At 47.4% G+C, this 13,033-nt stretch carries 5 protein-coding genes; all 5 read left to right on the top strand.

Annotated features, from left to right (window positions below; genetic code table 11):
* Positions 1–10: 10 nt before the first annotated feature.
* The 5 genes from IRJ18_RS02655 (at position 11) to IRJ18_RS02675 (ending at position 13,020) form a co-directional block, all read left to right on the top strand.
* Positions 11–2,722: an alpha-d-galacturonidase gene (locus IRJ18_RS02655; RefSeq protein WP_194104651.1), complete on the top strand. Its 2,712-nt coding sequence runs from the start codon at positions 11–13 to the stop codon at positions 2,720–2,722.
* Between the two features lie 9 nt (positions 2,723–2,731).
* Positions 2,732–5,578 (top strand): glycoside hydrolase family 95 protein, encoded by a 2,847-nt coding sequence (locus IRJ18_RS02660; protein WP_194104652.1) that lies wholly within the window; start codon positions 2,732–2,734, stop codon positions 5,576–5,578.
* Between the two features lie 84 nt (positions 5,579–5,662).
* Complete coding sequence (locus tag IRJ18_RS02665) at positions 5,663–9,208, top strand: malectin domain-containing carbohydrate-binding protein (RefSeq protein ID WP_194104653.1); 3,546 nt, start codon at positions 5,663–5,665, stop codon at positions 9,206–9,208.
* Between the two features lie 3 nt (positions 9,209–9,211).
* Complete coding sequence (locus tag IRJ18_RS02670) at positions 9,212–11,860, top strand: glycoside hydrolase family 78 protein (RefSeq protein ID WP_194104654.1); 2,649 nt, start codon at positions 9,212–9,214, stop codon at positions 11,858–11,860.
* An 8-nt stretch (positions 11,861–11,868) separates the two neighbouring features.
* The gene (locus IRJ18_RS02675; protein ID WP_194104655.1) at positions 11,869–13,020 is read left to right on the top strand and encodes a glycoside hydrolase family protein; all 1,152 of its coding nucleotides are present in this window, start codon (positions 11,869–11,871) and stop codon (positions 13,018–13,020) included.
* The last annotated feature ends 13 nt before the right edge of the window (positions 13,021–13,033 follow it).

The raw sequence follows: 13,033 nt of genomic DNA on the forward strand, positions 1-13,033 counted from the left end.
TTAAATGAGAATGAGAAAAAGAACCAGCCTTTGTGCTATCCTGTTCATATTTTGCTTTGTGCTGATAGCGACTGCATCGGTACCGCCTGCAAGAAAGGTTAACATTGTTACTTACCCAAACCACCATACCCGGATTGATTACGGTGTGCAAAAGCTGACCGGTGCCTTGAAAAAAGCGGGTTATACTGTTACACGCAGTACGGGTAAGGCTGCCAATGGTATCCCTAATATTGCTATTAATGTAAAAGGGGAAAATAAAAACAGTGGTAAAAAGGAAGGTTTTAGCATTACCGGCGCTATAAAAAACATAACCATAACTGGGAATGATAACTCGGGCGCGCTTTATGGTTGTTTAGAACTGGCCGATCGTATCAATGCTCAACACAAACTACCCGCATATATCAATTTCACCGATCAGCCTGAAATGGTACTGCGCGGCGCTTGTGTAGGTGTCCAAAAACCGGCTTTACTGCCCGGTCGCGGTACTTATGAATATCCTTACACGCCCGAGAATTTTCCGTGGTTTTATGATAAGGCATTATGGTCGCGCTATTTGGATTCACTGGCCGAAAACCGGATGAATTCATTATACCTGTGGAACGGTCACCCGTTTGCATCGCTGGTGAAACTGAAGGATTATCCTTACGCGGTGGAGGTAGACGACGCCACTTTTAAAAAGAACGAAGAAATTTACGGATGGCTGGCCGAAGAGTGCGATAAGCGCGGTATTTGGCTGATCCAGGGCTTCTACAACATCATCGTATCAAAACCTTTTGCCGAACGTAACCACCTGAAAACGCAGGACCGTAACCGTCATATTGTACCTATCATTGCCGATTATACTCAAAAGTCAATAGCGGCCTTTGTGCAGAAATACCCCAATGTTGGCTTGCTGATTACTTTGGGCGAAGCAATGGAAGGTGTTGGGCAGGATGATACCGATTGGTTCACCAAAACTATTATTCCGGGTGTGAAAGATGGCCTGAAAGCTTTAGGCCGCACTGACGAACCGCCCATTGTTTTACGTGCGCACGATAGTGATGCACCTACCGTTATGAAATATGCCAAGCCACTGTACAGTAACTTGTATACTATGGCCAAATATAATGGAGAGGCCCTAACTACCTACACGCCCCATGGCCCTTGGGCCGATCTGCATCGCACGCTAAGTAAAATAGGTACCGTACAAATAGAGAACGTACACATTTTGGCGAATCTGGAACCCTTCCGTTATGGCTCGGCAGACTTTGTGCAGAAATGCGTACTGGCTATGCACAATACTTATGGCGCCAATGGCCTGCACATTTACCCCCAGGCATCCTACTGGGATTGGCCCTACACTGCCGATAACGCCAACGGCAAACGCATTTTGCAGATTGACAGGGACTGGATATGGTACAAGGAATGGGCACGCTATGCCTGGAACGCGCACAGGGACAGGGCTGATGAAGTGAAATACTGGTCGGGGGAATTGGCTGCCAAATATGGCACTAACAGCGGCGTGGGTAAAGATATACTGGACGCCTATGAACAAAGCGGTGAAATATCCCCAATGATACTTCGCCGTTTCGGCATTACCGATGGCAACCGTCAAACCATGACCTTAGGCATGCTGATGCAGCAGTTGGTGAACCCCGAAAAATTTGGCTTGTTCAGTTTATTATATAACTCGGAAGGGCCGATGGGCGAGATGTTGAGCGAATATGCCGAGAAAGAATGGAAGCACCAGCCGCACGTAGGCGAAACCCCGGGAATGGTGATCAATGAGATTATTGCCCGCGGTAAAAAGGCCGTGGAGGCTATAGACCAGGCATCGCCGCAGGTAAAGAGGGATAAAGCCGAATTTGAGCGCCTGAAGAATGATATGTATTGCTACAATGCCATGGCCAATTGCTACGCCTACAAAGCTAAAGCGGCGCTATGGGTACTGCGCTACAAATACAGCGACGATGTTAAAGACCTGGAAAAAGCCTTGCCCGAACTGGAAATCAGCCTGAAATATTTTGATGAGCTGGTAATGCTGACAAAAACCAGCTACCTGTATGCCAACAGCATGCAAACCCGCCAGCGTAAAATACCTGTGCCGGGCACGGATGCAAAAATGAAAGAATGGATAGAGCTGCTACCCGTGTACCAAAAAGAACTGGCCAACTTCAAACGTAATATCGATTCGCTGAAATCGCCGCAGGCCAATGCCAAAAAAACTGAAAAAATTGTATTGACTGATGCCGATGTTACCATCAACGACTTACCGCGCTACAAGATAGCTACGGGCGAAAAGGTTTACACCGATAGCGCCAATGCCATCAAAAACATGGCACCCGAACTGGCAGGTCTGCATGGTATTCAGTTAAATGCTACCAAACAGCGTAAAGATGGGACTACCATCACCTTTACCAATGCCAAACCGGTTAAAGTTTTAGTAGGTTATTTTGTGAATAAGGATAACGCCTACTTACAGCCATCGCTGCTGGAAAATGATGCCAGCGCCAACGATTACGGTCAGGCTGATGCTAAAATAACTTCTGCCATCCAAATATCAGCCTTGCCGCCGGTAAACGTGCATACCTATACTTTTAAGGCAGGTACCAACACGCTTAGCTTAGCCAAAGGCCAGTGCCTAATATTAGGTATAGTAGACGACACAGCACGCATCCCCGTATACGATGCCGGCCTCAGCAACGAAGGAAATATTAAAGACCTGCGTTGGTTATTTAATTAAATTGTATCTATGAAATTGAACATTTTATCGCAAAAAAGTCAATCGAACGCTGTTAAATACATCGGACTTCTGGCTTTGTTCTTAGGACTTCAGACTTCCACAATCCACGCTCAATCCGACCTAAAACTCTGGTACAAACAACCTGCAATAAAATGGACAGACGCTTTGCCGATTGGCAACGGCCGCCTTGGTGGGATGATCTTTGGCGGCGTACAGGAAGACCGTATCCAGTTTAATGAGAATACCTTTTGGACAGGCGGCCCACGCGAATACCAGCGTAACGGTGCTTACAAATACCTGCCGCAAATTCGCCAGCTATTAGCCGAAGGCAAACAAAAAGAAGCCGAAAGCCTGGCCATGAAAGAATTTATGGGCACCAAAAGTCACGAGTTTACTTATGCTGCGGGTTCGATAGTATGGGTGAAAAAAATGCGTGGCGCAAAAGCAATTAGTGCTTATAAATTAAACAGTACTAAACTAAAAAATATCAATCTGCCAACAGAACAAGGTTGGGAAGTAACCCCGGGGTTTGAAGGGCTGGATGGTGCGGTTTGGTTCACTAAAACATTTGACGTACCGGCAAGCTGGAAAGGTAAGAACCTAACATTAAGCCTGGGTCGGGTGCGCGATGTTGATTTTACTTATGTAAATAATAAACAGGTAGGTACTACCGGCGGCACCACCTATCGTAAATATATTATCCCCGCGAAAGATTTACATGCTGGAAAGAATACCATTTCAATACAAGTTCTCAACTTTAATGATAAAGGCGGCCTGACCAGTAACGCTAAGGAACTAAAGGTTTATCCCGAAGGCGACCAAAATGCAGCCATAACTCTTAGTGGCGAATGGAAATATTTTATCCAGGATGCCAAACCGCCCGCATTCCCTAAATACAATGCTGATTACCAGCCTTTCGGCGATGTGTACCTGCAGTTTCCCAAGGCCGACATCAGCAATTATATACGCGATCTGGATATTAGTAACGCTACCGCGCATGTGACTTATAAAGCTAACGGCGTTACTTACACCCGCGAGTATTTCAGCAGCGCGCCCGACCAGGTGATGGCTATCCATCTGACTGCCGATAAACCCGGCAGCATCAGCCTGAAAGCTTTATTAAAAGCGCTGCATACCGACAGGCATACCCGGAAAATTGACAATAATACCCTGGCTTTATATGTTAGACCGCGCGATGGCGTGTTGCAGGGTGTAAGCTATCTGAAAGTGAAGAATATTGGTGGCAAAGTGGTTGCAACAGATAATAATATTACCATCAGCCACGCTAACGAGGTGACGCTGTACTTAACTGCTGCTACCAATTACAAAAATTATCATGATGTTTCAGGCAATCCGGAAGCTATCTGTAAAAGGCAGCAAGCTGCTATCGCGACAAAAAGTTATGCCGCTATTCGCGATACCCATATTGCCGATTATCAAAAGTATTTCAACACGTTTAGTCTCGATCTGGGCAGAACTGCCAGCGCCGATTTGCCTACTGATGAGCGTATTTTGCAATTCCGTAATACACCCGATCCATCGTTTGTGACGTTGTATACCCAATATGGGCGCTACCTGTTCATTTCCTCATCGCGCCCGGGTAATGGCCCTTCAAATTTGCAGGGAATATGGAACGATCTGCTGACACCGCCATGGGGCAGCAAGTACACTACCAATATTAACCTGCAAATGAATTACTGGCCTGCCGAACCGCTGAACTTATCCGCGCTAAGCGAACCATTTTTCAGCATTGTTGATGACCTGGCAAAAACAGGCAAAGCTACTGCCAAAGAACACTACAATGCCCCGGGCTGGGTACTGCACCACAACACCGACCTGTGGCGTGGTACGGCCCCGGTAAATGCCAGTAACCACGGCATCTGGCAAACTGGTGGTGCCTGGCTATGCCACCAGTTGTGGGAGCACTATTTGTTTACCCAGGATATCAATTTTCTGCGTAACCGGGCTTACCCCGAAATGAAAGGAGCGGCTGAATTTTTTGTACACAATTTGGTGAAAGACCCCAAAACAGGTTACCTCATTAGCAGCCCATCCAACTCGCCCGAGCATGGCGGCTTGGTGGCCGGCCCGACTATGGATCACCAGATCATCCGCGACTTGTTTAAGAATTGCGAAGCGGCGGCTAAAGCCTTAGAGGTTGACAATAAATTTGCCGATACGCTGAAAACCATGTACAAGCAGATAGCGCCGAACAAGATCGGTCGCGCAGGGCAATTGCAGGAATGGTTGGAAGATAAGGACGATACGACAGATACCCACCGCCACGTATCACACATGTGGGGCGTTTACCCGGGTAATGAGATTAATATGCAAACGCCGGAAATGCTGAAGGCTGCCACTAAAAGCATGCAGTTTCGTGGCGATGACGGTACCGGCTGGAGTATAGCCTGGAAAGTAAACATTTGGGCGCGCATGCACCAGGGCGATCACGCCTGGCTGATGTTCACTAAACTGCTATCACCCGCCGACGTAGTAACCGGCAAGGAAAAAGGCGGTGTGTACCACAATTTGTTCGATGCCCATCCACCGTTCCAGATAGACGGTAATTTTGGCGGCGCTGCCGGTATTTCTGAAATGCTGGTCCAAAGTCAGGGCGAGGGGATTGAATTACTACCGGCACTGCCAACAGCCCTGCCAAACGGTAACGTAAAAGGGCTATGCGCCCGCGGCGGCTTTGTATTGAACTTTAGCTGGGAAAACGGCGTTTTAAAAGAGGTGCAGGTACTTTCTAAAACCGGCGCCAAATGCCGCCTGATTTATAAAGACAAGACGGTTAATATCTCTACCCAGATTGGTAAGAGCTATACCTTTAATGGAGATTTGAAGAAACTGTAGATGGAAAGCGGGGATAGGAAAGAAGCGGCCGCCTTGCGCGATTCCCCTCTTGAGAGGGGTGCATGGGTATGTCCTTTCTGCTTGATGGCTGAAGGACATACCCCCGCCACTTCACGTGCTACCGCACCCCCTCTTAAGAGGGGAGTTTGGCTACTAATAACAATACTTGGACTTATAACATCATCAACTTTCGCCCAACGCCAAAGCATCTCCCTCAACACCAACTGGAAAACCGTTGCCGATGATAATAATATCAAAGCCTACAACGGTTTTGAGCAAGCCAACTTTAACGATAGAAACTGGAAGGCTATTGATGTACCCCACAACTGGGACAATTATGGCGGCTACCGCCGGTTAAAGCACGGTAACCGCCATGGCTATGCGTGGTATCGAAAGGTGTTTGCCGTAGCGAAACAACCGGCAGGCAAACACTATTTTCTGTATTTTGAAGGCGTAGGTTCGTACGCTACAGTGTGGCTGAACGGTAAACAGGTGGGTTATCATGCAGGTGGTCGCACTACGTTTACACTGGATGTAACCGATGCTATAAAATCCGGGAGTTCGAACCTCTTAACGGTCCGTGCAGATCATCCCTCGTTTATAAAAGATTTGCCCTGGGTTTGCGGGGCTTGCTCGGATGACCCTGGTTTTTCGGAAGGGTCGCAGCCGATGGGTATTTTTCGCCCGGTGCATTTGGTAATTACCAACGCGGTTAGGGTGCAACCTTTTGGCGTACACATTTGGAACGATACAACGGTGAGTGAAAGATCAGCCACGTTGAATCTGGAAACCGAGGTTAGGAATTACGATAAAACAACAACTGGTATAACCATTACCAATACATTGCTGGATGCTGCTGGAAAAGCGATGGCATCGGTTAAAACGGATAAGCAACTCTCGGGTGATGCGGTTGTCAGTCAAACCTTGTCCAAATTAACCAATGTGCATTTGTGGGATTTGCAACATCCCTACCTATATACTTTGGTGACGGAAATCTCATCAAACGGAAAATTATTAGATAAACTAACCACGCCTTATGGCATCCGGTGGATAAGCTGGCCGGTTAGTCGTGCAAGGAACGATGGCCGGTTTTACCTGAATGGCAAGCCCGTATTCATCAACGGTATTGCTGAATACGAACACCTGATGGGTAAAAGCCACGCGTTTAGTCCGCAGGAAATTAAAGCGCGCGTAATGCAGGTGAAGGCTGCCGGTTTTAATGCCTTTCGCGATGCGCACCAGCCGCATAACCTGGCGTATCAGCAATATTGGGATAAAATGGGCATCCTTTGGTGGCCGCAGTATTCGGCACATATCTGGTACGATAGTAAAGCTTTCCGCGATGAATTTAAAGCCCTGCTGGTAGATTGGGTAAAAGAACGCCGCAACTCCCCATCGAACATTTTATGGGGATTGCAGAATGAAAGCCGCTTGCCTGAGAACTTTGCCAGGGAGTGTTCGGACATCATCCGCAAGCTTGACCCAACAGCTTCATCGCAACGCAAAATTACCACCTGTAACGGCGGTAAAGGCGCCGATTGGGATGTACCCCAAAACTGGACAGGCACTTACGGCGGGAACCCTCTGACTTATGCTGAAGACCTTAAAAAACAATTACTGGTAGGCGAATATGGCGCGTGGCGCAGTGAGGGGTTGCACACTGAAGGGCCATTCAATCAAAACGGGCCATATAGCGAAGATCGCTTTACCCAACTCATGGAAACTAAAGTCCGGCTGGCCGAATCGGTAAAAGATAAGGTCGCGGGGCAGTTTCAGTGGCTCTTGTACTCACATGAAAATCCCGGTCGTACCCAGGGGGGCGAGGGCGTGCGCGAGTTGGACAGGGTTGGGCCTATCAATTACAAAGGCTTGTTTACCCCCTGGGGGCAACCGACCGACGCTTTTTACATGTATCGCGCCAACTACGCACCAAAGGAAACTGAGCCGATGGTATACATTGTATCGCACACCTGGCCCAACCGCTGGCTGAAGCCGGGCAAAAAGGATAGCATTGTGGTATACAGCAATTGCGATGAAGTGGAACTGTTTAACAGCAATGACGGCGCATCGTTAGGGAAAAAAAAGCGTGGCGGTGTGGGTACACATTTTCAATGGGATGGTGCGGAGATTAAATATAACACGCTGATAGCGGTGGGCTATATAAACGGAAATGTTGTCGCCAAAGATGAAATAACGCTGACCCATTTACCACCGCCACCGCATGCTGCTAAGGAAACATCGATTTTATTACGACCGCAGCAGGGCTATCACTATATTTACCGCGTAAACTGCGGCGGACCTGCGTATAAAGATAGTTATGGCAATACCTGGGCGGCAGATAAGCACGACAGCAAATTAGGTTCAACATCGTGGACGGACGACTACCCCGGTGCGCCGGCATTCTTTGCCAGTCAGCAACGCACGTTTGATAAAATTAGCGGAGCGGGTGCAGATGGTGCACTATTCCAAACCTTCCGCTACGGAATGGATAAACTGAAATTCAATATCCCCGTTCCCGATGGGGATTATCAGGTAGAACTATACTTTACCGAACCCTGGTATGGCATAGGTGATGGTATGGACTGCACCGGCTGGCGCATGTTTGATGTAGCGGTGAATGGGCAAACTAAGATCAAAAACCTTGATATCTGGAAGGAAACGGGTTATAATCATGCGTTAAAAAAGACGGTTACTGCTCATGTTTCAGAAGGACAATTAAATATCTCGTTTCCTAATGTCGCATCCGGTGAGGCGATGATCTCAGCTATCGCCATCAGTTCATTAAAAGATATAGCGGTGTTAAGGACTGCTCCGGCAGGCATTATTGGCAACGCGTTCATCGGTACAAACTGGAAAGCGCAAACCTGGTTGGATCTGGGTTCGCATCCGTATACTAATTCAACTATCAGCATCAGCAATTTGCCATCGGTGTTGTATGGCGCTGAGTGGCTGCAAACCCCAACAAGTTACGGCGGGCACGAGCCATTTGGCTTTAGGGTTAACCAGCAAGCCGATGTTTATGTCGCCATGGATGCCTCGCCTGCCGAACGTCCGCAATGGCTGAAGGATTATGAGGTGACCGGACTCACCGTTGAAACAGATGCACCGGAAAGAAATAAGTTACAAGTTTATCGCAAGCGCTATCAGCAAGGGAATATGGTTTCGCTGGGTGGTAACAAAGGGCGGGAGATGTATACCGTTAGTGTCGTCCCTGCCAGTACGCTTGAACCGGCTTCTGACCTGCGGAAAACCACCAGTTACAACACCGATAACGCTGAATTGAAAGGTGGGTTTGTGCGTGATACTGTAGGAAGTAAAAAAGTAGTGCGGTTAGCTGGTAATGATGGGGCCGTGAGCTTTGCCATTAACCCCGGCGTGGCCGATAAGTATGCCCTGCGAATAAAATATTATAACTATACCGATAAAATACTGACCGCCAAAATGCAATTGCTGGCTGCCGATGGAACGGTGATGAAAGATGAAACGCTAACGTTTAAGCCCGTCGCCAAAGGGAAATCGGGCACGGTGGCTACCGATAGCGGCACCAGCATTAACGCGGGGAATTATAAAGTGGTTATAACAGGGTTAGATGCAACGGGTTTAAACATTAGCGGGATTGAAGTTCAATAAACAATGACTATAAAAAGATATTATTTGCTGCTGTTATTGCTGCCCCTGCAAACGCTGGCGCAATCACTCAAGGTTACCGCTTTGCAATGCGAATACAGACATAACCCCCAAGGTGTTGAGGCTTTAGCGCCTCGATTAAGCTGGCAATTACAAAGCCCTAAACAGGGTGTTTTGCAAACCGCTTATCGTGTACTGGTGGCCGATGACGCCGCTAAGCTGGCAGCGAATAATGGCAATGTTTGGGACAGCAAAAAGATAAATTCAGGCGCATCTATCCAAATAGCTTATCAAGGTAAAGCTTTGCAGGCCGCTAAAACATATTATTGGAAAGTAATGGTTTGGGATAACAAAGACAATGTTTCAGCCTGGAGCAGCATTTATACCTGGCAAATGGGACTGCTTACCAAAGCCGATTGGCATGGTGCGCAATGGATAGCTTATGATAAAATACCGGATACATCTATCATAGTGCCTTTTATCCACCTGCGCGGACCAAAAAAGTTGGGCTATGAAAATGATGTGCTGCCGCTGATGCGTAAAACCTTCTCGGTGAAAGCGCCGGTAAAAAAGGCTACGCTTTACATCTGCGGACTGGGGCATTTTGAACTAAGTCTGAACGGCAAAAAAGTAGGTGACCATTTCCTTGACCCGGGATGGACACAATATGACAAACAAGCGCTGTATGTGCCGTTTGATATTACCAAAGATTTAAAAGTCGGACAAAACACCGTCGGTATAATGCTGGGCAACGGCTTTTACTATATCCCCCGGGATAAACGATACCGCAAACTCACCGGTGCATTCGGTCACCCTGAAATGATTTGCCGTTTGGTGATGGAGCGTGCGGATGGCACCGTTGAAAATTTAATAAGCGACCAAACCTGGAAAACCGCGCCCGGGCCCATCACTTTCACCAGCATTTACGCGGGCGAGGATTACAACGCTAACCTTGAACAAAAAGGCTGGGATACCAACAATTTTAACGATGCTAAATGGCAAAGGGTAATTACCATTGATGGTAACCCTGAACTAAACGCCCAGGCAGCCGACCCGCTGAAAGTGATGCAGGTGTTCACGCCGCAAAGCCAAAAACAGCTGAGCACCGGCGCGGTGGTTTATGATATGGGCCAGAATTTCTCCGGCATCCCGCAAATTACAGTGCAGGGCAAAAAAGGCGATACAGTAAAGATCATCCCGGCTGAATTAATTAATGCTGATGGCAGCGCTAATCAAAAAGGATCAGGCGGACCACATTATTATAATTATATCCTGAAAGGTGGAGATGTGGAAACCTGGCAGCCGCGTTTTACTTATTACGGCTTCAGATATGTACAGGTAGAAAGCAATGCTAAGATTATCAATGTTAAAGGCTTGCATACGCGCAATTCAGCTGTATCGACTGGTAATTTCACCTGTTCTAACGAATTGTTTAATAAAACATTTAAGCTGATAGACTGGGCCATCCGCAGCAATATGGCCAGTGTGCTTACTGATTGCCCGCACCGCGAAAAATTGGGTTGGCTGGAAGAAGCGCATCTGATGGGTAGTTCAGTTCGGTATAATTATAATATTCATCAACTGGCGCTGAAATGTATTAATGACATGCGCTATGCCCAAACCCCCGAGGGTTTGATCCCTGAGATTGCGCCGGAGTTTACCCATTTTACCGAACCTTTCCGCGATTCGCCGGAGTGGGGGAGCAACGGCATTATTTTGCCATGGTATGTTTACCAATGGTATGGCGATAAGCAGGTGCTGGCCGACAGTTACGATATGATGAAGCGCTACCTGGCTTATCTTGACAAAAAATCTAACAATCATATTCTTAGTCAGGGATTGGGCGATTGGTACGACTTAGGGCCAAAACCACCCGGCTTGTCGCAGCATACGCCTAAAGGTGTTACCGCTACGTCTATTTATTATTACGATCTGGGCATCGCGGCAAAAACGGCCCGGTTATTAGGTAAAGATGATGACGCGAAAGACTATCAAAAGTTAGCTGCGGAAGTGCGTGCGTCTTACAATAAAGAGTTTTTCAATGCTGATACTAAAGAGTACGCTACCGGCAGTCAGGCGGCAAATGCCATGTCAGTTTACATGGGTTTGGTTGAGGAAAAGGACAAGGAAGCCGTTATAAACAATATTGTAAAAGACCTGAAGGAGCACGGAAATGCACTTACCGCCGGCGATATCGGCTACCGTTATCTGCTAAGAGTGCTGGATGATGCCGGTCGCTCAGATGTGATATATGCGATGAACAATCGCGACGACGTGCCGGGTTATGGTTACCAATTGAAGCACGGCGCTACATCTTTGACAGAATCATGGCCTGCCCTGCCGGCAGTATCCAACAACCACCTGATGCTGGGCCACCTGATGGAATGGTTCTATAGTGGACTGACTGGTATCCGCGAAGCTGAAGGCAGTGTCGCTTTCAATAAAATTGAGATCAGGCCGCAGGTGGTTGGCGATATTACGTCAGTATCTGCAAGTTATCAATCGCCTTATGGTTTAATTTCGAGCAGTTGGAAAAAACAGGCTGGTAAATTTGAGTTGAAAGTAAGTATACCTGCCAATACAACGGCGGTTGTATATCTGCCCAATAAAAAAGTAAATATAGGTTCAGGTAACTACACATTTGTCGCCCAATAATTGAAGAAATGAAACGAACGATCAAATATTTAATAATGCTTATCGCGATAAGCGCAACTATTAACGCATCCGCGCAAAGCAAAAAAGTAAAAGCCACAACTGCATTGCCAACTACAGTTAGTGACAAAGTAATGCAGGGCATCTACAAAGAAATTAAAACGCCCTACAAATATGGCTTAGTGATCGCTACGGATGATAACTCTAAAAAAGCCGATTGCCCCAGCGTGTTCCGCAGGGGGAACGATTGGTTTATGACCTATTTAATTTTTAACGGTCGTGGTTACGAAACCTGGCTGGCGCAAAGTAAGGATTTGCTGCACTGGTACACAAAAGGTCGCATCTTGTCTTTTAGTGATAGCACCAGCGGTGCCTGGGATGCTAATCAAAAAGCGGGGTACATAGCTTTACAAGACCCGGCCTGGGGCGGTAGTTATGCTTTGCAACAATATCAGGGTAAATATTGGATGAGCTACTTTGGCGGCAAGGATAAAGGCTATGAAAAAGGCCTGCTATCTATTGGGATTGCCTCTACCGCTAAAGACCCATCAACCGTGCACGATTGGGACAGGCTTGACCACCCGGTGCTAATGGCTACCGATGCTAATGTGAGCTGGTGGGATAACCACACGCTGTACAAAGAAACCGTTATTTGGGATAAGGAGAGGCATACCGGTCACCCGTTTGTGATGTATTATAATGCTAATGGCGACAGTCTGAACAAAAAGCGCGGCGCCGAACGCATTGGCATGGCTACCAGCGATGACATGGTGACCTGGACGCGCTACGGTAAAGACCCGGTGTTAAACCATAATGTTGGTATTACCGGCGACCCGTACCTTCAAAAAATTGGCAATGTATGGGTGATGTTCTACTTCGGTGCGTTTTGGAAAAACACTAACGGTGCTTTCAACCGGTTTGCCTGTTCGTACGATTTGATACACTGGACAGAATGGAACGGCGATAACCTGATTCAATCAAGCGAGCCTTATGATGACCTGTTCGCGCATAAATCGTTTGTGGTGAAGTGGAAAGGCGTGGTTTATCATTTCTACTGCGCTGTAAATAAAGCCGACCAGCGGGGGATAGCGGTAGCCACATCAAAAGATATGGGCAAAAGCACGGTGAACTTTGTAGCCCCGCCGGAAAAGAAAAAGAAGTAACAACAAGCCATGC

The sequence above is a fragment of the Mucilaginibacter boryungensis genome (assembly GCF_015221995.1).
GTDB classification, from domain to species: domain Bacteria; phylum Bacteroidota; class Bacteroidia; order Sphingobacteriales; family Sphingobacteriaceae; genus Mucilaginibacter; species Mucilaginibacter boryungensis.

Bases quoted from the DNA above. Each gene is read 5' to 3' on its own strand.
- IRJ18_RS02660 (WP_194104652.1), top strand. From the start codon at position 2,732: ATGAAATTGAACATTTTATCGCAAAAAAGTCAATCGAACGCTGTTAAA.
- IRJ18_RS02675 (WP_194104655.1), top strand. From the start codon at position 11,869: ATGAAACGAACGATCAAATATTTAATAATGCTTATCGCGATAAGCGCA.
- IRJ18_RS02665 (WP_194104653.1), top strand. From the start codon at position 5,663: ATGGCTGAAGGACATACCCCCGCCACTTCACGTGCTACCGCACCCCCT.
- IRJ18_RS02655 (WP_194104651.1), top strand. From the start codon at position 11: ATGAGAAAAAGAACCAGCCTTTGTGCTATCCTGTTCATATTTTGCTTT.
- IRJ18_RS02670 (WP_194104654.1), top strand. From the start codon at position 9,212: ATGACTATAAAAAGATATTATTTGCTGCTGTTATTGCTGCCCCTGCAA.